The following is a 21,309-nucleotide window of genomic DNA, read 5'->3' on the forward strand; positions in this document are numbered from 1 at the left end:
GGGCGGCCTCGATGGTGGCGTTCAGCGCCAGCAGGTTCGTCTGCTCGGCGATGGCGGTGATGGCCCTCACGACGTCGCCGACCTCCGCGGAGGAGCGCCCGAGGCGGTCGACGATCTCGCCGGTCTCCTGCGCCATCCCCACGGCGCGCGTGGCCACCTCGCTCGCGCCGGCGGCGTTGTCCGCGATCTCGCGGATGGACGCGCCCATCTCCTCGGTGCCCGCGGCCACGGTGGACACGCTGCCGGAGACCCCGTCCACGGCCTGCGACGCCTGCTCGACCCGGGCGGCGGAGTCCCGCGCGTTCGCCGACAGCTGGGCGGAGGTGGCCGTCAGCTCCTCGCTGGCGGTGGCCAGGGCGTCGGCGTTGCCGGAGATGGCGCGCACGGTGCCGGCCATCCCCGCGATGGCCTTGTTCAGGGCGCGCGCCATGTCGCCCACCTCGTCGCGGGTGTCGACGTCCAGGGTGCGGGAGAGGTCGCCGTCGGCCAGCCCCTCGAGGACCTCCACGGTGCGCTCCAGCGGCTTGGAGACCATGCGCGCGATGCCGACGGCCAGGGCCAGCCCCAGCGCGACGGCGGCGACGATGGTGACGACGGTGACGGTCCGGGCGGTCGCGTAGGCCTCGCGGGCGTCCGCGAGGTAGGCGGCGCCGAAGTCGCGCTGGACCACCTTCAGGGCGTCGAGCCGGGTGCGCGCCTGCTCGAAGAGCGCGTCGGCGCGCTCCGCGCGGGCGGCGGCGTACTCGCCGCCGTCGTTGCTGCCCAGGGCGATGGGCACCAGGACGGTGTCGCGCTCCTGGCGCCACTGCGCGACGAGGTCCGCGACCTCGGCGATGGACTCGCCGGTGGCGGCCGGGGCGTCGGGGCCCGCGCCGGCGGCGAGGTGCGCGTCCAGCTCGTCGTCGACGGTCCCCAGTTCGGCGACCAGCTCGGTGACGGCCGAGGCGTCGGTCTGCATGAAGAGCTCGTCGAGCTGGACCAGGGAGCGTTCCAGGCGGACGTGGGCACGCTCGAGCTCGTCCAGGGGCTGGGTGACGTTGACGTCGTAGGCGCTCAGGCGTTCCTGGGAGTCGCTCAGGCGTGCCAGGCCCAGGACGCCGACCACGACGACCGCGCAGCAGACGACGAGGAAGCCCGCCATCAGCTTCGACGCGGTCCTCAGGTCGCGGAAGGCGCCGAGCGGCCCGCGGGGACCGGGGGTGGGCGGGTGAGCGCTGGCCATGGTGGTCCTCCGTCGGACGTCGGCCGTGGACGGCCCGGGGGGTGCGCCGCGCTCGGCAGGTGCTGCCTGTGCCGTGCTCATCGGCACGGGCACCGGGTCGGTTGAGGCGTTCGAGGCGTTCCGCCGGTTCCGTCCGGGGCGCTCCGGTCCGGGGCGCACGGGTGCGGGCGTGGTGGGGTGCCCGCGCCCGGCGCTCGCTAGCGTGGGTGGATGACCGGTGAGCGGGCGGGGGACGGGGCGGACGCGGGCGGGACGGCAGGCGCCGGGCGGCTCGTGGACCTGCTGCGCGACCAGGCGCGCGCCTGCGCCGACCTCGGCTCCCCCCTGTACGCGCGACTGCTCACCCGCGCCGCCGACGACGTCCTGGCCGGTGGCCCGGTGCGCCTGGTGCTCGCCGGGCACGAGGACGACCCGCCGGGTGCGGCGCTGCCGCTGCGGCTGCTGGGCGTCGCGCACCGCCTGGCCCTGTCCGGCGCCGCCCCCGGCTACGCCGCGCACCTGCCCAGCACGGGCGGTGACGGCGACGCGGAGGCCGCCTGGTCGGCGTTGCGCGACCTGCTGGCCGCCTCGGGGGAGGAGGTGCGCGCGGGGTTGCGCACGGCCCCGCAGACCAACGAGGTGGGGCGGGCCGCGGCGCTGCTGGGCGGCCTGCTCACCGCCGTCGCGCAGGTGCGCCCCACTCCCGGCCCGCCCGTGCCGGTGCGGCTGCGGGAGGTGGGCTGCTCCGCCGGGCTGAACCTGCTGCTGGACCGCTTCCGCTACCGCGGTGGCGACGGGCGGGTGCGTGGGCCGGAGGAGTCGCCCGTCGAGCTGGAGGGGGCCTGGGACTCCGAACCGCCGGCGTGGCCGGCGCCGGGTTCCTTCCGGGTCGTCGAGCGCGTCGGCGGCGACCCGGACGTCGTGGACCCCACCTCGGCCGACGGCGCGCTGCTGCTGCGCTCGTACGTGTGGGCGGACCAACCGCACCGCGCCGCACGCCTGGAGACCGCCCTCGAGCTGGCGCGGCGGGTTCCGGTGGACCGCCGCCGGATCGGGGCGGCCGGTCTGCTGGCGGACCTCCGGCTGCAGGACGGGGCGCTGACGGTGGTGCAGCACTCGGTGGTGTGGCAGTACCTGCCCGACGACGAGCGGGAGGCCGCCGAGCGGCGGCTGGCGCAGCTCGGCGAGGCCGCGACGCCCGCGGCCCCGCTGGCCCGGGTCTCCCTGGAACCCGGTGGTGGCGACGCGGGCGCCTTCGACCGCGGGGAGACGGGTTACCCGGTGACCGTCACCACCTGGCCGGGCGGGCAGCGCCGCGTCGTGGGGACGGCTCCACCGCACGGCGTCCCCGTCCGGTGGGACGCCCAGCGGTAGGCCGGGTCCGCGGGCGCCGCCCCCGGGCTCGGGGGCCTCGCGGTCGGGCTCCGGTGATCGCCGCGCGCGACTGGGAGAAAATGCCGTTATCGCGGGTACAAAATCCGGTAAAAAACCCGGTGCGATCCGGCAGCGGAGGGGAACCGGTGTCTGCGCGCCTCCCTACGGTGTGGACGCCGGAACGACGGGTCCCGGCGTCTCGATGGTTTGGAGGAGCGCGTGCGGCGACTGGTCGTGGACGTGGGGCTCGCCGTGCTGGCGGCTGCGGCGGGCGCCGCGCTGGGTCTGGAGCGGGCCGGCACCTGGGACGGCGGCCCGGGCGTCGTGGCCGCCCTGGTGCTGCTCACCGCCGTCCTCGCCGTCGTCTCCACTGTCGAGCAGGCGGTCGGCCGGTGGCGCGCCGGACGGCGGGCCGCGCACCGGGACGTGCTGGACGACCTGCTGCACGCGGTGCTGTGGAGCGTCGTGGACGCGACCGGGCTGGACCCGCGCGAGCTGGCGGTCGCCGCCTACCGGCTGCACCGGCCGGCGTGGCCGGGGCGCCCCGCGCGGTTGCTGCGGCTGCACCGGGTGCGCGCGGGGCGCCGTCCCGCGGCCTCGGGGACGGTCTGGGCGCCCGGCAAGGGCGTGATCGGCCGGTGCGTGGCTGAGGGGGAGGTCGTCGCCGTGGACGTGTCCGCCGCCGAGAGCGCCCTCGGCGAGGTCGACGCCGCCGGCTGGCGGCGCCTCCCCGCGGAGGCGAGGCAGGGGCTGACGTTCGAGGAGCACCGCCGGTTGCGCGGCAAGTACGGCGCCGTGGTCGCCGTGCCGCTCGTGGACGACTCCGGGCCCGTGTCGGCCGTGGTGGGCTGCCTGGCGCTGGACGGCCCCGCGGGCTCCCTGCCGCGCCTGACCGACCCCGTCGTGCTGGGGGTCCTGGAGGCCAGCGGCCGGGCGCTGCGCCGCCTCGAGCTGCCCGCGGCGTCGGCCGCGGCACGCGCCGCGGCCCAGGGCGCTCCGGACGCCGGGTGCCTCGTGCTGCACGCGCAGCTGCAGCGCCTCGACGTGCCGGCCGAACGCGTGCGGGCGCTGACCGGTGAAGGGGTGCCCGGGAGCTGACCCGGGCGGGACCGGCCCTCCACCCGGGGTGGAGGGCCGATCGTGCTCACTCGGCGAGCGGCGAGGGGCCCAGGTCGGCCAGCAGCTCGGCCATCTTCTTGTAGGCCTTGTTGCGGTAGTCGATGAGCGCGGCGAGCTTCTCCGGCTCCAGCTCCAGGAACCCGGAACCGGTCTTGGTGCCGAACTTGCCCTCCGCCACCAGCTCCAGCAGGTTCTGCGGCGCCGAGAGGCGCTCACCGAAGTGGTTCTCCAGGACCTTGAAGCCCTTGGCGTACACGTCCAGGCCGGCCATGTCGGCGATGGCGAACGGCCCGAAGAACGGCAGGCGGAAGCCGAAGGTGGTGGAGACGATCGTGTCGACGTCGGTGGGCGTGGCCACGCCCTCCTCGACGACCGTCATGGCCTCCTTCAGCAGGACGTACTGCAGGCGGTTCAGGACGAAGCCGGGCACGTCCTGCACCTGCGCGCCCTTGCGGCCGGCGCGGGTGAGCAGGTCGTCGATGAGGGGCAGGACGGCCGGGTCGGTCGCCTCGCCGGTGACGAGCTCGACGCCCGGGATGAACGGCGCCGGGTTGGAGAAGTGCACGGTGAGGAACAGCGAGGCGTCCTCGAAGGCCTCGGCGAGCACCTTGACCGGGATGGTGGAGGTGTTGGTGCCGATGATGGTGCCGGGGGTGACGGCCTTCTCGACGCGGGAGAGGACGTCCTTCTTGACGGCCGGGTCCTCGAAGACCGCCTCCTCGACGAAGTGGACGTCGGCGACGGCCTCCTCGATGGAGTCGGCGGGGTGGAACTTCTCCTTCAGCACCTCGGTGCTGCCGGGCGCGAACAGGCCCTGCCCCTCGAAGAGCTCGGACTCCTTCAGCAGGCGCTCGTAGTTGCGCTGGGTCGACTCCTTGTCGGCGTCGGCCAGCCAGACGTCGTTGCCGGCCAGTGCCAGCGACTGGGCGATGCCGCCGCCCATGTAGCCGGTGCCGATCTGGGCGACGCGGGTGATCTTGTCGGTGCGGGGTGCGGTGGGCACAGCGTTCTCCGGTCGTGAGTGGTGGGTGGCCGCAGGAGCCGCGTCGCACCCCGCCGGGGCGGGGTCAGGCGCGGTCGCCGGCCTGCGGGCCGGGGACGTGGTCGGCGGTGCCGCGCAGTTCGGCGATCTCGTCGATCACCGCGCGGAAGTTGGCGACGTCGTGGGCGAAGCGCCCCAGGAACAGGCCGTCGACGCCGTCGGCGACCTGGGTGAACAGGCCGGGGCCTGCGCTGCCGCCGTAGAGGATCCGGGTGGTGCCGCTGCGGTGCGACAGCGCCTCGCGCAGCCGGGTGGTGACGCCCACGACGTGCTCCGGGGGTGCCGGTTCGGTCTGCCCGATGGCCCAGTTGGGCTCGTAGCCGATGGCGACCTCGGCGTCACCGGGCACCTCCTCCAGGGCGGCCAGCACCTGGCTGATCGTGGTGCGGGCCGCGTCCTCGACGTCGATGCGCACGTTCTCGCCGATGCAGATCAGCGGGACCAGGCCGTTGCGGGCCGCCGCGGCGGCCTTGCGGGCGGTGACGATGTCGTCCTCGGCGAACATGCGGCGGCGCTCGGCGTGGCCGATCTCGACGAAGCGGACCCCCGCTTCGCGCAGCGCCGCGGGGGAGACCTCGCCGGTCAGCGCCCCGAAGTCCTCCCAGGAGGCGTCCTGCGCCCCCACCGCCACGGGCGTGCCGCGCAGCAGGTCCACGGCCGTGGTGATGTTGAGGAAGTCGGGGATGACGAACGCGTCCACGCCGCTCGCCGCGACGTCCGGACCGAGGGCCGCGACGTCGGCGAGGTAGCTGCGCGTGCGGGCCAGCGAGAAGTACATCTTGAGGCTGACCCCGACGAGCGGGCGTGGACGGCTGGTCATGGTGCGTGCTCTCCGGTGGTGTGCGGCGGTCTCAGCAGGAGGCGACCGTATCGGCCTCGGCCGCGTCGGACGCGTCGGTGTCGGTCTCGTACCCGCAGATCGCGTCGACCTTGGCCTTGGAGGCGCTGGAGGGGTCGAAGACGTAGCCGAGGAACTCCTTGGCCAGCCGGCGCGCGAGCTCCTTGCCGATCACGCGCTCGCCCAGGGTGAGGACCTGCGCGTCGTTGGAGAGCACCAGGCGCTCGACGGAGAAGGAGTCGTGCGCGGTCGAGGCGCGCACGCCCTTGACCTTGTTCGCGGCGATGGCCACGCCCATGCCGGTGCCGCACACGAAGATGCCGCGGTCGGCCTCACCGGCGGCGATCTTGCGGGCACCGGCCACCGCCACGTGCGGGTAGGCGGTGTCCTCGTCGCCGTTGATGCCGACGTCGATGACCTCCTTCACGCGCGGGTCCTTCTCCAGGTCGGCCTTGATGGCGTCCTTGTAGGACAGCCCGGCCTCGTCGGCGGCGAGCACGACGCGCCACTGCGGCTCAGTCACGGTCTTCCTCCAGGTTCAGAGCTTGTCGGCGATGGTGCGGGTCACCAGCGCCATGGAGATCGCGCCGGCGTCGGGGTGGCCCAGGGAGCGTTCGGCCAGCGGCCGGGCCCGCCCGATCTGCGGTCGCAGGTCCTTGGTGGCCTCCGCGGCCTCGGTGGAGACCTGCGCGGCCGCCGCCCAGGCGGTCTTGAGGTCGTCGCCGGCGTCGATGCGCTCGGCGAGCGCCTCCGCGAACGGTGCCTGCGCGTCCAGCATGGTCTTGTTGCCCACGCGGGCTCCGGCCAGGCGCTGCACGGCCTCCACCGACGCGGTGGCGCCGGCGGCCACCTGCTGCGGGGCGGGGGTGTCCTGGTCGCCGAGCTGGTCGGCGAAGGCGTGCAGCAGCACCCCCCAGATCACCCCGGAGGTGCCCCCGGCGCGGTCGGCCCACGCCCCGCCGGCCGCGGCCAGCGTCGAGGCGGCACCGGCGCCGGCGTCGGCGGCGGCGCGGGCCGCCTGCGCGGCGGCGACGGAGCCGTTGACCATGCCGGTGCCGTGGTCGCCGTCGCCGGCGATCGCGTCGATGCGGCCCAGTTCGGCCTCGGCGTCCTTGAGCGCGTCGCGCACGGCCTCGATCAGCGCGGCGACCTTCTGGCCGGCCTGCTGCGCGGGCTCCGGGGTGCCGGAGTAGTCGGCGACCTCGTCCTCGGGCACCTCGTACACGGGGGCGGGGGTGGTCTCGATGACCGGGCCGACGCTGAGGGCGGGCGCCTGCGCCGGGGCGGTCCACAGCCGCTCCAGCTCCTCGTCCAGCCACGTCACCGTCAGCGAGGCGCCGGCCATGTCCAGGGACGTGACCAGCTCACCCACCTGCGGGGCGACGATCTCGTACCCGGCCTCGCGCAGCCCGGCGGCGACGGGACCGTAGAGGAGGAACAGCTCCTCGTACTTCGTCGAGCCCAGGCCGTTGACCAGGACCGTGATGCGCCCGCCCTCGGGTGCGCCGGCGGGCTTGCCGTCCAGGACCTTGCTCACCAGCAGCTGCGCGATCTGCTCGGGGGTGCCGATGGGCTCCTCGGAGATGCCGGGCTCGCCGTGGATGCCCAGCCCGATGCCCATGTGCCCGTCCGTGACGGTGAACAGCGGCTCCGTCTCGCCGGGCAGGGTGCACCCGGCGAAGGCGATGCCCATCGAGCGGGTCATCTCGTTGGCGTGGCGCGCGGCGCGCACGACGCCGTCGAAGTCGTAGCCGGCCTCGGCGGCCGCCCCGGCGATCTTGAAGGCGACGACGTCGCCGGCGATGCCGCGGCGCTGTCCGTTCGCGCCCTGGCCCTCGGAAGCCACGTCGTCGGTGACCACCAGCAGCTCGGCCGGGATGCCCTCAGCGCGCAGCCGCTCGGCGGCGAGGCCGAAGTTGAGGATGTCACCGGCGTAGTTGCCGAAGCCCAGCAGCACCCCGCCGCCGCGGTTCGCGGCCTTGGCCACGTCGTAGACCCAGCGGGTCGAGGGCGAGGCGAACACGTTGCCGGCCACGGCCCCGTCGGCCAGGCCCGGCCCGACGTAGCCGGCGAAGGCCGGGTAGTGCCCCGACCCGCCGCCGACGACCACGGCGACCTTGCCCTCGGGCGTGGCGGTGGAGCGGATCACCCCGTGCGGCACGGGCTGCACGTACTGCGGGTACAGGTCGCAGAACCCGGCCATCGCGTCGTCCACGAACGAGGACGGGTTCCCGAAGATCTTCGTCATTCGAACGGTCTCCTTCGATCGCTCAGAGGGTGCGGAACGGGGCCCAGGGCGTCTGCTTGGGCAGCACGCGCCGGATGTACTCGCGGTTGGTGGCGCCGACGCTGATGCTGTCGCCGCCGTAGTGCTCCACGCAGAACGTGCCCCGGAAGCCGGACTCGATCGCGATGGCGATGGCCTTGCGGTAGTTGATCGTGCCGAACTCCAGCGGCGCGGGGTGCGTGCGCACCGAGCCGGTGCCGGGCTCCTCGTCGCGGTAGTAGTTCTTCAGGTGCCAGTAGTTGGTGTGCGGCAGCATCTTCGCCGCGATCTCCTCCCACGGCTCCACGGGGCGGTGCAGGCGCCAGATGTTGCCGAAGTCGGGGTTCAGGCCGACGTTGTCGTAGCCCACCTCGTGGATGAACTGCACGGCCGAGTCGGCGGTGCCGAGGTAGGTGTCCTCGTACATCTCCAGCGCGATCTGCACACCCACCTCCTGGGCGTGCTTCGCCAGCTCCTGGATCTTCTTCACGGCGGTGCGGCGCGCCTCGTCGGAGAAGTCGTCGGAGTAGCCGGGCTCCAGCCAGAACCACAGCGCCTTCGCCTGCGCGGGGGTGAAGCCGCGCATGAAGCCGAAGTTCACCAGCGGGATGCCGATGGCGGCGCAGGCGTCGATCGCGCGGTGCGAGTAGGCGAGGTTCTCGTCGGCCCTCTCGTGGTCCATGACGCTGCGGCGCGAGGTGGAGAACGCCGGGATGCTCAGGCCCGCGGCGCGCACGGTGCGGGCGAACTCCTGCAGCCGTTCCGGCGACAGGTCCGCGATGCGGATCCACGTGTCGGTGGGGTCGATGCTCGTGTACCCGGCGTCGACCATGACGTCGAACGTCGCGGCCCAGCCCTCGGCGGACTGGTCCTGCACCGTCGTGCCGTCGGCCAGCACGTGCGGGTGCGGCATCATCGGCACGGTGATCGGCCAGTTCTCCCGCGTCAGGACCTCGGGGTAGCCGTCGAAGACGGTCGTGCGCTGGGTGGGCTGTGCGGCGTCGTCGCTCACGTCTCGCTCCATCGGGGCCCGGGCCCCAGATTCTATAGAAAATCAGGACGGGGAGCAGACTGCCCCACGCGCTCCGAGCTGTCAACGGCCCGGGGCCCGTCCGGGTGCCCGGTGCAGCCGGTCAGTCCGGCGCGGCCCGCGCCAGCACGCCCTCCAGGTGCACCCGCATCGCCGCGGCCGCCGCTGCCGGGTCGCGCTCCTCGAAGGCCCGCACGATCGCCTCGTGCTCCGCCACGCTCTCCGCGGCGTCCGGCACGTGCTGCTCCACCTGGTGCAGGCGCTGCACGAACCCGCGGAAGGAGTCCAGGGTGCGCACGATGAACGGGTTGCCGGTGCCCTCGGCGACGAGCTCGTGGAAGGCCCAGTCGGCGGCCAGGTAGTCCTTGAACCCGCTGTAGCCGGGGCCCGTGGGGGCGTGCCGCTGCCGCTCGACCGCGACGTGCAGCCGGGCGACGAACGTGTCGTCGGCGCGGGCGCAGGCCCGCTCGGCGTTGCCCGGTTCCACCAGCAGGCGCACGTCGACGAGCTGGACCAGTTCGTGCGCCGACAGCAGCGGTGCCGCCCGGTAACCGCGCCGGGCGCTGCGCACCACCAGGCCGGTGCCCTCCAGGCGCGCCAGCGCCTCGCGCACCGGGGTGGCCGAGACCCCCAGTCGGTCGGCGAGCCCCTGAGTGCGCAGCGCCGAACCGGGTTCGACCCCGCGGCTCATGAGCAGTTCTAGCAGCGCGTCGTGGACGGCGTCGGTCACCCCGCGGTGCCCCTCGCCCGTCCACTCGTCCGCGCCGGCCGGGCGCGCCGGTGCGGCGGCGGAGGCGGGTGGTGGGGTTCCCATGGCACGCGGACGTTACCGTCCGCACCGGGCCCGGCCCGCGCACCGGGCGGGCGGCGTCTAGCGTGGCGACCGTGAGCGCACAGGGGAACGCGACGGACGGCGGCCGGGCGAGCGGCGAGGGGGCGGGCCTGTCCGCGCAGGCGCGGCAGGTGGCCCAGGACGAGGTCGTCGACCTCGCCCGCGACCTCATCCGCATCGACACGTCCAACCCCGGCGACGGCTCCGGCCCGGGCGAGCGGGCCGCCGCCGAGCACGTCGCGACCCTGCTGCACGAGGTGGGGCTGGAACCGGAGTACGTCGAGGGTTTCCCGGGTCGCGGCAACGTCGTCCTGCGCATCCCCGGCGACGAGCGCGGCACCGCCGAGCGCGGCGCGCTGCTGCTGCACGGGCACCTGGACGTCGTGCCCGCCCGCGCCGCGGACTGGAGCGTCGACCCCTTCGCCGGCGAGATCGCCGACGACTGCCTCTGGGGCCGCGGCGCCGTGGACATGAAGGACATGGACGCGATGCTGCTGGCCGTCGTGCGCGACCTGGCGCGCACCGGGCAGAGGCCGCCGCGCGACCTCGTCGTGGCGTTCCTGGCCGACGAGGAGGCCGCCGGGGTGCAGGGCGCCGAGTGGCTCGTGCACCACCGCCCCGACCTGTTCGAGGGCGTGACCGAGGCCGTCAGCGAGGTCGGGGGTTTCTCCGTCGACCTGGACGGCCGGCGCGCGTACCTGCTGCAGACCGCGGAGAAGGGCCTGGCCTGGTTGCGGCTCGTGGCGCACGGCCGCGCCGGGCACGGCTCGCAGGTCGGCACCGACAACGCCGTCACCCGGTTGTGCGCGGCCGTGGCGCGCATCGGCGCGCACGAGTGGCCGATCGAGTACACCGCCACCGTGCGGCAGTTCCTGCGGGGGGTCTCGGAGATCACCGGCGTGGCCTTCGACGAGGACGACCCCTCCGCGCTGCTGGCGACGCTGGGCACCACCGCTCGCTGGGTGGGTGCCACGCTGCAGAACACCGCCAACCCGACGCTGCTGGATGCCGGGTACAAGCACAACGTCATCCCCGGCACCGCCACGGCGCTGGTGGACTGCCGCTACCTGCCCGGGCGCCAGGAGGAACTGCTGGCCACGATCCGCGAACTGGCCGGCGAGCGCGTCGACGTGGAGACGGTCAACGAGTCCGTGGCGCTGGAGACGGACTTCGCCGTGCCGCTGGTGGACCGGATGCGCTCGGCCCTGGAGGCGGAGGACCCCGGGGCGGCGGTCCTGCCGTACTGCCTGGCGGGTGGAACCGACAACAAGTCGTTCTCGCACCTGGGTGTGCGCGGGTACGGCTTCGCGCCGCTGCGCCTGCCGGCCGGCATGGACTTCGCCGGCATGTTCCACGGTGTGGACGAGCGGGTGCCGCTGGACGCGCTGCGCTTCGGCGTGCGGGTGCTGCAGCGGTTCGTCGCCACCTGCTGAGGCGCCGCGGCGCGCATGGTCCGCGCCGCACGGGGAAGGGGTTGCAGCAGGGGTCGCCGCGGGGCGGCCCGATCGACGAGCACCCCGGAGGTCCGCAGTGAGCAGCGTAGAGACGTCCCGCCCGTTCGCCGTCGTCACCGGAGCCTCCTCCGGCATCGGCCTGGAGCTGGCCAAGCGGTTCGCGGCCGGTGGGTACGACCTGCTGGTCGCCGCCGAGGACGAGCGGATCACGGGCGTGCCCGACCAGCTGGCCGAGGTGGAGGCCGCTGCCCGCGTCGAGGCGGTGCGGGTCGACCTGGCCACCGCCGCGGGCGTGGAGCAGCTGTGGGCCGCCGCGACCGCCGGTGGGCGGGCCGTCGACGCGGTGGCGATCCACGCCGGCGTCGGTGCGGGCGGGGAGTTCGTCGAGAACGACCTCGAGGACGAGCTGCGCGTGATCGACCTCAACGTCGTCTCGTCCGTGCACCTGGCCAAGCTGGCGGCGCGCGCCATGGCGGCGCGCGGTGAGGGGAGGCTGCTGTTCACCTCATCGCTGGCCGCGCGCGTGCCCGCCCCGTACCAGGCCGTGTACGGGGCCACCAAGGCCTTCGTGCAGTCGCTGGCGCAGTCGTTGCGCCAGGAGCTGGGCCAGCGGGGCGTGAGCGTCACCGCGTTCCTGCCCGGTCCCACCGACACGGAGTTCTTCGAGCGCGCCGGCATGGAGGACACGAAGATGGCGCACACGTCCGCCAAGGACGACCCGGCCACGGTCGCCGAGCAGGCGTTCGAGGCGCTGCAGAAGGGCCGCGACCACGTGGTCACCGGGTCGCTGGGCACGAAGCTGCAGGGTGCTGCGGCCAACCTCTCCCCGAACGCGCCGCTGGCCAAGGGGCAGGGCAAGCTCGCCGAGCCCGGATCGGCGGACTGAGGGGCGGGCGCGGTCCACCCGGGTGTTCCCCACACCCCTCGTTGACTACTCACCGGTACTGCTCGGTGACCGACGGTAGTAGTTGATGGGCGAGTGGCGGAAATGCCGCACACGGCGGTTCCGTGCTGGAAGACTGCCCACCTCCGCGCGACCCGACCGGGCGCCGGATGACGGGGAGAGCGCCGGGGGACCCCGGCCGTGCGCAGCAGCACGGCGGGGCGGCGCAGGGGAGGGGAGGACCCGTGAGCGCACCGACTCTCACGCGCCCGCAGGCGCGTGCCGGGACGGACCTGCCGATCGTCGTCGCCGGGGGCGGCTCGCGCGGCCTGGCGGCCGCGGAGGCCCTGCTCGACGCGGGCCGGTCGGTCGTCGTCGTCGAGGCCGCCGACGCGGTGGGAGGGCTGGCCCGTTCCGTCGAGCTGTGGGGGCTGCCGCACTCCCTCGCCGCACCCGGCGTGCCCGGCTCCGCCGCAGCCGGGGTGCCCGCGCAGTGGCTCGACCTCGCCGGGGGCCACGTGGAGCGCACCGCCGCCCACCGGGCCACCGTCCGCGGCGGCCGGCCCACCGGCCCGGCGCGACCGGCCGGGCGGCTCGCGCGCTCGGCCGCCCGCCTCGCCGGCGCCCCGGCCCTCGCCGGGAGGCACGACGTGCTCAGTCCCGTCGCCGGCACGGGCGCCCTGTGGGCGGAGCTGGCCCGCCGGCTGCGCGCGCGCGGCGCGGTCCTGCTGCTGGGAGCCACGGCCGTCGGCCTGCAGGTCCAGGACGGCCGCGTGCGGGGCCTGTGCGTGCGCGACGCCGCGGGCGAGCACGTCGTCGCCGCCCGCGCCGTCGTGGACGCCCTGCCGGCCCACCGCCGGTTGCTCGCCCCCGGGGCCGTGGCCGTCGCGCGCAGCCTCGACACCCACCTCGTGCACCTGCTCGTGGACGCCCCCGACGGCGCCCCCGTCGGGCCGCCCGCGCACGAGGTCACCGTCGAGGACCCCTCCCTGCGCACCCGCCGCCTGACGGCGGCCCGCGCCTGGCGCCCCCGCGCGCTCGCCGGTCCCGCCGGCGCCGTCCTGCGCGCCGAGCTGCGCACCGCCGCCGGCGACGAGGTGGCCACCCTGGACGACGCGGCCCTGCGCGACCTCGTCGTGGCCGAGCTGCCCGCCCTGGGGGTCACCCGCCCCGTGCGCGTCCTGGAGCACGCGGTGGTGCACCTGCCCGCGAGCGCCCCCGTGCCCGGTGCGGCCCTGACCGAGGTCCCCGGTGCCCTGCCCGTGGGGCTGGTGCGCGCCGAGGACGGCCCGGTGCCCGGTGCGGGCGACGGGCTGCCCGCCGGGCGCGCCGCAGCCGCGCTGCTGCCCCTGCCCGTCCGCTGACGACGTCCCGGGCGCCGGCCGGGCACCGGCTCGGCGCCCGGGACGTCGCCGGTGCGTCCTAACCTCTTGGCGTGCCTGACCCCTCCACCTACCGCCCCAAGCCGGGGGAGATCCCCGACGAGCCGGGCGTGTACCGCTTCCGCGATCCGCAGGGGCGCGTGATCTACGTCGGCAAGGCGAAGAGCCTGCGCCAGCGCCTGGCCAACTACTTCCAGGACCTGTCCGCGCTGCACCCGCGCACCACGGCGATGGTCACCACCGCCGCGAGCGTGGAGTGGACGGTGGTGTCCACCGAGGTCGAGGCCCTGCAGCTGGAGTACTCCTGGATCAAGGAGTACGACCCGCGCTTCAACGTCAAGTACCGCGACGACAAGTCCTACCCGTACCTGGCGGTCACGATGGGCGAGGAGGTCCCGCGCGTGCAGGTCGTCCGCGGGCCCAAGCGCAAGGGCACCCGCTACTTCGGCCCCTACACGCACGCCTGGGCCATCCGGGAGACCGTCGACCTGCTGCTGCGCGTCTTCCCCGTGCGCACCTGCTCGAGCGGGGTCTACAAGCGCGCCGCGGCCTCCGGCCGGCCGTGCCTGCTCGGCTACATCGACAAGTGCTCCGCGCCCTGCGTGGGGCGGGTCTCGGTGGACGAGCACCGGGCCCTGGCCGGCGACTTCTGCGACTTCGTCGCCGGCAACACCGCGCGGTTCGTGCGTCGCACCGAGCGGGAGATGCGCGACGCCGCCGCCGAGCTGGACTTCGAACGCGCCGCCCGGCTGCGCGACGACCTCGGCGCCCTGCAGAAGGCGCTGGAGAAGTCCGCCGTCGTGCTGCCCGACGCGACCGACGCCGACGTGTTCGCCGTCGCCGACGACGAGCTGGAGGCCGCCGTGCAGGTCTTCCACGTGCGCGGCGGGCGGGTGCGCGGCCAGCGCGGCTGGGTCGTGGAGAAGGTCGAGGACGTCGGCCCGGCCGAGCTGGTCGAGCAGCTGCTGCTGCAGGTCTACGGCGGCGAGAGCGGCGAGAGCGTGCCCCGCGAGGTGCTGGTGCCCCACCTGCCGGCCACCGGCGAGGCCGAGGTGGAGGACTGGCTCGCCGAGCTGCGCGGTTCGCGCGTGGACCTGCGGGTGCCGCAGCGCGGCGACAAGCGCGCCCTCATGGAGACGGTGCAGCGCAACGCCGTCCAGGCGCTGGGGCTGCACAAGACGCGCCGCGCGGGGGACCTGACCACCCGCAGCCAGGCGCTGCAGGAGCTGCAGGAGGTCCTGGGCCTGGACGAGGCGCCGCTGCGCATCGAGTGCTTCGACGTCTCGCACACCCAGGAGACGAACGTCGTGGCGTCCATGGTGGTCTTCGAGGACGGCCTGCCGAAGAAGGGCGACTACCGCCGCTTCAGCGTGCGCGGCGACGAGGGCGGCCTCGACGACACCCGCGCCATGCGCGAGGTCCTCACTCGCCGCTTCCGCCGCGCCCGCGCCGAGGAGGACACCGGCGCGGTGCTCGTGGCCGGCGAGGCGGAAGCGGCGCTCGAGGGCGCCGCCGCCGGTGCGGCGGGTCCGGCCGGGCGCGGCGCGGCGGTGGAGGTCGTGGAGGTCGACGGCGAGGTGGCCCCGGCGCTGCCCGGCGGCGTGGACCCGGAGACCGGCCGGCCCCGCCGCTTCGCGTACGCGCCCAACCTCGTCGTCGTGGACGGCGGCCGCCCGCAGGTGGAGGCGGCCGCGCGCGCGCTCGCCGACGCCGGCGTGGTCGACGTCGCCCTGTGCGGGCTGGCCAAGCGGCTGGAGGAGGTGTGGCTGCCGGGGGAGGAGCACCCGCTGGTGCTGCCGCGCACCAGCCAGGGCCTGTTCCTGCTGCAGCGCGTGCGCGACGAGGCCCACCGCTTCGCCATCACCTACCACCGCGCCAAGCGCAGCCGTGCCATGACCGGCAGCGCCCTGGACGGCGTGCCCGGGCTCGGCAAGACGCGCAGGGCCGCGCTGCTGAAGCACTTCGGCTCCGTCAAGCGGCTGCGCGCGGCCACCGTCGAGGAGGTCGCCGCCGTCCCGGGGATGGGGCCGCGGACGGCGGCCGCCGTGGTCGCCGCGCTCGCCGGTGCCGGCGCCGGCGAGCCCGCGGTGAACACCGCGACCGGCGAGGTGCTCGACTGAGCCGGTGCGTCGCGGCACCCCGAGCGCCAGGAGAACATCCCGTCACCACGCGACAGCGGAGCGTGCGGGGCCTGTCGTGCGCGACACGCCCGGGGTGACAGGATGGCGCTCGTGGGAGAACCGGCCGACGACAGCACCGACGCCCGCGCCGGCGTGCCGGCCGCCGACCCCGGGGACGCCCCCGTGCAGGCGCGGCAGGGGCAGCCGCCCGAGGAGGCGCACGGGGAGCCCCCGGCGGGCGAGCGCCCGCGCCGCCCCGAGCTGCTCGTCATCACCGGCATGTCCGGCGCCGGCCGCTCCACCACCGGCAAGGCGCTGGAGGACCTCGGCTGGTACGTGGTGGACAACCTCCCGCCGCAGATGCTCGAGCCGCTCGCGGAGCTGGCCGCGCGCGCCGGGCTGTCCGTGCCGCGCATCGCCGTCGTCGTCGACGTGCGCGGCCGCAGCTTCTTCGCCCAGCTCACCGGCGCCCTCGCCGCGCTCGACACCCGCCACGTCTCCCCGCGCGTGCTGTTCCTCGACGCCACCGACGAGGTCCTCGTGCGCCGCTTCGAGTCCGTGCGCCGCCCGCACCCGCTGCAGGGCGACGACCGCATCGTCGACGGCATCGCCCGCGAGCGCGCCCTGACCGGCGACCTGCGCTCGCGCGCCGACGTCGTCGTGGACTCCTCCTCCTTCAACGTGCACCAGCTCGGTGCGCTCGTGGCGTCCCTGTTCGAGGCCGAGGGCACCGACGACCTGCGCGTGACCGTCATGAGCTTCGGCTTCAAGTACGGCACCCCCGCCGACGCCGAGCACATCGCCGACCTGCGCTTCCTGCCCAACCCGCACTGGGAACCGGAGCTGCGGCCCCTGACCGGCCAGGACGCCCCCGTCTCGGAGTACGTGCTGGCCGCCGAGGGCGCCCGCCCCTTCCTCGACCGCTACGTCGAGGCGCTGGAGCCGGTGCTGACCGGGTACCGCCGCGAGAACAAGCGCTACGCGACCATCGCGTTCGGCTGCACCGGCGGCAAGCACCGCTCGGTGGCGATGGCCGAGGAGCTCGGAGCGCGTCTGCGCGGCACCGGCGTGGTGGTGCGGGTGCTGCACCGCGACCTGGGGCGCGAGTGAACCTGCCCACCGGCCCGATCCCCGTCACCGGCGCGCTGTCGCCCCGGAGCCCGTCCTCGGACGCGCCCGCGGTCGTCGCCCTGGGCGGCGGGCACGGGCTGTCCGCGTCCCTGTCGGCCCTGCGCCACCTCACCGACCGCCTCACCGCGGTCGTCACCGTCGCCGACGACGGCGGCTCCTCCGGCCGGCTGCGCCGGGAGCTCGGGGTGCTGCCCCCCGGGGACCTGCGCATGGCCCTGTCGGCGCTGTGCGACGACTCCGAGTGGGGCCGCACCTGGCGCGACGTGCTGCAGCACCGCTTCGACTCGGGCGGCGGGCTGCACCAGCACGCCACCGGCAACCTGCTCATCGCCACCCTGTGGGAGCTGCTCGGCGACGAGGTCACCGGCCTGGACTGGGTGGCCCGCCTGCTCGGCGCCCGCGGGCGGGTGCTGCCGATGGCCGCGGTGCCGCTGGACATCGAGGCGGACGTGCTGGGCCTGGTGCCCGGGGACGGGACGGCGGTGACGGCCGTGCGCGGCCAGGTCGCCGTCGCCTCCACCACCGGGCGCGTCAGCGGGGTGCGCCTGGTGCCGCCGGACCCGCCCGTGCCGGCCGAGGTGCTGCACGCCGTGCGCACCGCGGACTGGGTGGTGCTGGGACCCGGCTCGTGGTTCACCAGCGTCCTGCCCCACCTGCTGGTGCCCGCCCTGGCGCAGGCGCTGTGCGAGACGAGGGCGCGGGTGTGCGTGACGCTGAACCTGGCCGGGCAGCCGGGGGAGACCGACGGCTTCAGCGCCGAGGAGCACCTGGAGGTCCTGGCCGCCCACGCGCCCGGCCTGCGGGTGGACGCCGTGCTCGCCGACCCGGTGGCCGTGGCCGACCCGGCGGCGCTGGCGCTCGTCACCGACGGGCTGGGTGCCCGGCTGCTGCTGCGGCCCGTGGCGCTGGGCGACGGCACCGCCCGCCACGACGCCCTGCTGCTGGCGGCGGCCTACCGCGACCTCTTCGCCGGGCCGCCGGGTCCCGCGCGGGGCGCGGCGTCGGCCCCGCGGGGTGGTCCGTGACGCCGGGCGGGGTGGGGACGCCGGACGGGGTGGGTACGCAGGAGGCGGCGCGGTGCGCGCCGCAGGGGGACGCGACGTCCGAGGAGGACAGGGCATGGCGATGACGGCGGCGGTCAAGGACGAGCTGAGCCGGCTGCCGGTGACGACCACCGCGGCCCGCAAGGCCGAGGTGTCGGTGATGCTGCGCTTCGCCGGGGGCCTGCACATCGTTTCCGGGCGCATCGTCATCGAGGCGGAGCTGGACTCCGCCTCGATCGCGCGCCGGCTCCGCCGGGACATCGCGGACGTGTTCGGCCACCCGAGCGACCTGCTCGTGGTGCAGGCCTCGGGGTTGCGCCGCGCCACCCGCTACGTGCTGCGCGTGGCGCGCGAGGGCGAGTCCCTGGCGCGGCAGACGGGCCTGCTGGACGGGCGTGGCCGCCCCGTGCGCGGCCTGCCGTCCCACATCGTGTCCTCCTCCACGCAGATCGCCGAGGCGGCCTGGCGGGGGGCGTTCCTGGCCCGCGGCTCCCTCACCGAGCCCGGCCGGTCCGCCGCGATGGAGGTCACCTGCCCCGGACCGGAGGCGGCGCTGGCCCTGGTGGGTGCCGCGCGGCGCCTGGAGCTGTCCGCCAAGGCGCGGGAGGTGCGCGGGGTGGACCGCGTCGTCCTGCGCGACGGCGACGCCATCAGCGCGCTGCTGACCCGGCTGGGCGCGCACGACGCCATGATGACGTGGGAGGAGCGGCGGATGCGCCGGGAGGTGCGCGCCACCGCCAACCGCCTGGCCAACTTCGACGACGCCAACCTGCGCCGCTCGGCGCGCGCCGCCGTGGCCGCCGGTGCGCGCGTGGAGCGGGCGCTGGAGCTGCTCGGCGACGACGTGCCCGACCACCTGCTGCAGGCGGGCCGGCTGCGCCTGCAGCACAAGCAGGCCAGCCTGGAGGAGCTGGGGCAGCTCGCCGACCCGCCCATGACGAAGGACGCCATCGCCGGGCGCATCCGCCGCCTGCTGGGGATGGCGGACAAGCGGGCCGTCGAGCTGGGCGTCCCGGGCACCGACTCGGGGCTGACGGCCGACATGCTCGACGCCTGAGCGGCGCCCGCCGGCGCGCGGGTGCCGCCGGAGCCCGACCCACCCCCGCTGCGCCCGACGTGACCCAGGCCATAGGGTCGACCCGTCGCCGCGGCGCTGCGGCGGGCGCAGCACGAGACGAGTACGCAGACGAGCACGCACAGCTGACGCGCCCGGGGAACGCCCGGTGCGTCGAGGAGGAGAGCGCATGACCACCAAGGTCGGCATCAACGGCTTCGGCCGCATCGGCCGCAACTTCTTCCGCGCCGCGCTGGCCTCCGGCGCGGACCTCGAGGTCGTCGCCGTGAACGACCTCACCGACGCGAAGGCGCTGGCCCACCTGCTCAAGCACGACTCCGTGCTGGGCAAGCTCGCCGAGGACGTGCGCGTGGACGGCGACTCCATCGTCGTCGGCTCCCGCACCGTGAAGGTCCTCGCCGAGCGCGACCCGGGCAAGCTGCCCTGGGGCGAGCTGGGCGTGGACGTCGTCATCGAGTCCACCGGCTTCTTCACCGACGGCGAGAAGGCCAAGGCGCACGTCGAGGCCGGCGCCAAGAAGGTCGTCATCTCCGCGCCCGCCAAGAACGACGACGTCACCGTCGTCATGGGCGTCAACGACGGCGACTACGACCCGGCGAAGCACACCGTCATCTCCAACGCCTCGTGCACCACCAACTGCCTGGCGCCCCTGGCGAAGGTGCTCAACGACGCCTTCGGCATCGAGCGCGGCCTGATGACCACGGTGCACGCCTACACCGCCGACCAGAACCTCCAGGACGGCCCGCACAAGGACCTGCGCCGCGCCCGCGCCGCCGCCCTGAACATCGTGCCCACGAGCACCGGTGCGGCCAAGGCCATCGGCCTGGTCCTGCCCGAGCTGAAGGGCAAGCTGGACGGCTACGCGCTGCGCGTGCCGGTCCCGACCGGTTCCGCCACCGACCTCACCGTGACGCTGAGCCGCGAGGTCAGCGCGGAGGAGGTCGACGCCGCGTACAAGGCCGCCGCCGAGGGCCCCCTGAAGGGCTACCTGGTGTACTCCGACGAGGAGCTGGTCTCCAGCGACATCGTCACCGACCCCGCGTCCTGCATCTACGACTCGGGCCTCACCAAGGTCATGGGCGACCAGGTGAAGGTCGTCGGCTGGTACGACAACGAGTGGGGCTACTCCAACCGCCTCGTCGACCTCGTGAAGCTGGTCGGCAGCTCCCTCTGATCCCCTCCACCGGTCCGGGGCTCGTCGCCCCGGACCGGTCAGGGCTGCCCCCAGCCCGCTCCCGCCACCGCGCCCGACGCCCCACCGGAGGAACCGTGAAGACCATCGACGACCTCGAGCAGCAGCTCGGCGGCCTGCGCGGCAAGCGGGTCCTCGTGCGCAGCGACCTCAACGTCCCCCTGGACCACTCCGGCGACGCGCCGCGCATCACCGACGACGGGCGCGTGCGCGCCTCGGTGCCCACGCTGCGCCGCCTGCTGGACGCCGGCGCCCGCGTCGTCGTCACCGCCCACCTGGGCCGCCCGAAGGGTGCTCCCGAGGCGAAGTACTCCCTGGCGCCGGTGCACGCCCGCCTGGCCGAGCTGCTCGAGGGCGTGGACGTCTCCTTCTGCCCCGTCACCGTCGGCGACGAGGCCACCGCGGCCGTCGAGGCGCTCGCCGACGGTTCCCTGGTGCTGCTGGAGAACGTCCGGTTCAACGCCGCGGAGACCAGCAAGGACGACGCCGAGCGCGGCGGGTTCGCCGACGCGCTGGCCGCGCTGGCCGACGGCTACGTCTCCGACGGCTTCGGCGCCGTGCACCGCAAGCACGCCAGCGTCTACGACGTCGCGCAGCGCCTGCCGCACGCCGCCGGCGGCCTGGTCGCCGCCGAGGTGGAGGTGCTGCGCCGGCTGACCGCCTCGCCCGAGCGCCCCTACGCCGTGGTGCTGGGCGGTTCGAAGGTCTCCGACAAGCTCGGCGTCATCGACAACCTGCTCGGTTCGCTGCTGACCTCCGGCGACCGCGTCCTCGTCGGCGGCGGGATGGTGTTCACCTTCCTGAAGGCCGCCGGACACGAGGTGGGGAAGTCCCTGCTGGAGGAGGACCAGCTGGAGACGGTCCGCGGTTACGTGCGCACCGCCGCCGAGAAGGGCGTGGAGCTGGTGCTGCCCACGGACGTCGTGGCGGCCGCCGCGTTCGCCGCGGACGCCGAGCACGACGTCGTGCCCGTCGAGGCCATCCCCGCCGACCGGCTCGGCCTGGACATCGGCCCGAACTCCGCGGAGACCTTCACGGCGAAGCTCGCCGACGCGCGCACGGTCTTCTGGAACGGGCCGATGGGCGTGTTCGAGATGGAGCCGTACGCCGGCGGCACGCGCGCCGTCGCCCAGGCCCTGGCCGACTCGGAGGCGTTCAGCGTCGTCGGGGGCGGCGACTCGGCCGCGGCCGTGCGCACACTCGGCTTCGCCGACTCCCAGTTCGGCCACATCTCCACCGGCGGCGGCGCCAGCCTGGAGTACCTCGAGGGCAAGCAGCTGCCCGGCCTCGACGTGCTCGGCTGACCGGCCCGCACCGCCGACCGACC

Annotated in this window: 18 protein-coding genes; 11 read left to right on the forward strand and 7 right to left on the reverse strand. The window is 75.2% G+C overall.

Annotated elements, in window-relative coordinates:
- On the reverse strand, positions 1-1,222 hold a 1,222-nt coding region (locus MN205_RS03790; RefSeq protein ID WP_242124048.1), incomplete at its 3' end, for a methyl-accepting chemotaxis protein.
- Positions 1,223-1,432: 210 nt separating this feature from the next.
- On the opposite strand from MN205_RS03790, the gene MN205_RS03795 reads away from it, so the two are divergent.
- Complete coding sequence (locus MN205_RS03795) at positions 1,433-2,575, forward strand: DUF2332 domain-containing protein (RefSeq protein WP_242124046.1); 1,143 nt, start codon at positions 1,433-1,435, stop codon at positions 2,573-2,575.
- Positions 2,576-2,794: 219 nt separating this feature from the next.
- A complete protein-coding gene (locus tag MN205_RS03800) occupies positions 2,795-3,673 on the forward strand; it encodes a hypothetical protein (RefSeq protein WP_242124044.1) in 879 nt (292 codons plus the stop codon).
- A gap of 46 nt (positions 3,674-3,719) precedes the next feature.
- Here the strand turns inward: MN205_RS03800 and MN205_RS21480 are convergent, their stop codons facing one another.
- The 6 genes from MN205_RS21480 to MN205_RS03830 all read right to left on the reverse strand — a co-directional run bounded on the left by MN205_RS21480 (position 3,720) and on the right by MN205_RS03830 (position 9,684).
- On the reverse strand, positions 3,720-4,697 hold the full coding sequence (locus MN205_RS21480; protein ID WP_242124042.1) for a 3-hydroxyacyl-CoA dehydrogenase family protein: 978 nt from the start codon (positions 4,695-4,697) through the stop codon (positions 3,720-3,722).
- Between the two features lie 64 nt (positions 4,698-4,761).
- Complete coding sequence (locus tag MN205_RS03810) at positions 4,762-5,556, reverse strand: triose-phosphate isomerase family protein (RefSeq protein ID WP_242124040.1); 795 nt, start codon at positions 5,554-5,556, stop codon at positions 4,762-4,764.
- A 31-nt stretch (positions 5,557-5,587) separates the two neighbouring features.
- On the reverse strand, positions 5,588-6,097 hold the full coding sequence (locus MN205_RS03815) for a ribose-5-phosphate isomerase (protein ID WP_242124455.1): 510 nt from the start codon (positions 6,095-6,097) through the stop codon (positions 5,588-5,590).
- A 15-nt stretch (positions 6,098-6,112) separates the two neighbouring features.
- Positions 6,113-7,822 (reverse strand): dihydroxyacetone kinase family protein, encoded by a 1,710-nt coding sequence (locus MN205_RS03820; protein ID WP_242124457.1) that lies wholly within the window; start codon positions 7,820-7,822, stop codon positions 6,113-6,115.
- A 22-nt stretch (positions 7,823-7,844) separates the two neighbouring features.
- Positions 7,845-8,852, reverse strand: coding sequence for a sugar phosphate isomerase/epimerase (locus tag MN205_RS03825; RefSeq protein ID WP_242124459.1), 1,008 nt, complete (start codon positions 8,850-8,852; stop codon positions 7,845-7,847).
- A gap of 121 nt (positions 8,853-8,973) precedes the next feature.
- The gene (locus MN205_RS03830; protein ID WP_242124461.1) at positions 8,974-9,684 is read right to left on the reverse strand and encodes a GntR family transcriptional regulator; all 711 of its coding nucleotides are present in this window, start codon (positions 9,682-9,684) and stop codon (positions 8,974-8,976) included.
- Between the two features lie 128 nt (positions 9,685-9,812).
- Between MN205_RS03830 and MN205_RS03835 the strand changes: the two genes are divergently transcribed.
- From MN205_RS03835 to pgk, 9 genes are all read left to right on the forward strand, one after another.
- The gene (locus MN205_RS03835; RefSeq protein ID WP_255817891.1) at positions 9,813-11,135 is read left to right on the forward strand and encodes a M20/M25/M40 family metallo-hydrolase; all 1,323 of its coding nucleotides are present in this window, start codon (positions 9,813-9,815) and stop codon (positions 11,133-11,135) included.
- 97 nt (positions 11,136-11,232) lie between these two features.
- A complete protein-coding gene (locus MN205_RS03840) occupies positions 11,233-12,042 on the forward strand; it encodes an SDR family oxidoreductase (protein ID WP_242124465.1) in 810 nt (269 codons plus the stop codon).
- A 242-nt stretch (positions 12,043-12,284) separates the two neighbouring features.
- The gene (locus MN205_RS03845; RefSeq protein WP_242124467.1) at positions 12,285-13,403 is read left to right on the forward strand and encodes an FAD-dependent oxidoreductase; all 1,119 of its coding nucleotides are present in this window, start codon (positions 12,285-12,287) and stop codon (positions 13,401-13,403) included.
- Between the two features lie 71 nt (positions 13,404-13,474).
- Positions 13,475-15,541: an excinuclease ABC subunit UvrC gene (gene uvrC, locus MN205_RS03850; RefSeq protein ID WP_242124469.1), complete on the forward strand. Its 2,067-nt coding sequence runs from the start codon at positions 13,475-13,477 to the stop codon at positions 15,539-15,541.
- Between the two features lie 279 nt (positions 15,542-15,820).
- A complete protein-coding gene (gene rapZ / locus MN205_RS03855; protein WP_374115836.1) occupies positions 15,821-16,651 on the forward strand; it encodes an RNase adapter RapZ in 831 nt (276 codons plus the stop codon).
- Positions 16,648-17,697: a uridine diphosphate-N-acetylglucosamine-binding protein YvcK gene (gene yvcK / locus MN205_RS03860; RefSeq protein ID WP_308220229.1), complete on the forward strand. Its 1,050-nt coding sequence runs from the start codon at positions 16,648-16,650 to the stop codon at positions 17,695-17,697. The genes rapZ and yvcK overlap by 4 nt, the downstream gene beginning before the upstream one ends.
- 94 nt (positions 17,698-17,791) lie before the next feature.
- Positions 17,792-18,772, forward strand: coding sequence for a DNA-binding protein WhiA (gene whiA / locus MN205_RS03865; protein ID WP_242124473.1), 981 nt, complete (start codon positions 17,792-17,794; stop codon positions 18,770-18,772).
- A 187-nt stretch (positions 18,773-18,959) separates the two neighbouring features.
- On the forward strand, positions 18,960-19,964 hold the full coding sequence (gene gap, locus MN205_RS03870; RefSeq protein WP_242124475.1) for a type I glyceraldehyde-3-phosphate dehydrogenase: 1,005 nt from the start codon (positions 18,960-18,962) through the stop codon (positions 19,962-19,964).
- Between the two features lie 95 nt (positions 19,965-20,059).
- On the forward strand, positions 20,060-21,286 hold the full coding sequence (gene pgk, locus MN205_RS03875) for a phosphoglycerate kinase (RefSeq protein WP_242124477.1): 1,227 nt from the start codon (positions 20,060-20,062) through the stop codon (positions 21,284-21,286).
- Positions 21,287-21,309 lie beyond the last annotated feature (23 nt).

It is taken from the genome of Kineococcus sp. TRM81007, from assembly GCF_022669155.1.
Lineage (GTDB): Bacteria > Actinomycetota > Actinomycetes > Actinomycetales > Kineococcaceae > Kineococcus.

Excerpts from the sequence above, each read along its gene's own strand:
- MN205_RS03830 (WP_242124461.1), bottom strand. The coding sequence starts at position 9,684 with ATGGGAACCCCACCACCCGCCTCCGCCGCCGCACCGGCGCGCCCGGCC.
- whiA (WP_242124473.1), top strand. The coding sequence starts at position 17,792 with ATGGCGATGACGGCGGCGGTCAAGGACGAGCTGAGCCGGCTGCCGGTG.
- MN205_RS03810 (WP_242124040.1), bottom strand. The coding sequence starts at position 5,556 with ATGACCAGCCGTCCACGCCCGCTCGTCGGGGTCAGCCTCAAGATGTAC.
- MN205_RS03820 (WP_242124457.1), bottom strand. The coding sequence starts at position 7,822 with ATGACGAAGATCTTCGGGAACCCGTCCTCGTTCGTGGACGACGCGATG.
- MN205_RS03795 (WP_242124046.1), top strand. The coding sequence starts at position 1,433 with ATGACCGGTGAGCGGGCGGGGGACGGGGCGGACGCGGGCGGGACGGCA.
- gap (WP_242124475.1), top strand. The coding sequence starts at position 18,960 with ATGACCACCAAGGTCGGCATCAACGGCTTCGGCCGCATCGGCCGCAAC.
- rapZ (WP_374115836.1), top strand. The coding sequence starts at position 15,821 with ATGTCCGGCGCCGGCCGCTCCACCACCGGCAAGGCGCTGGAGGACCTC.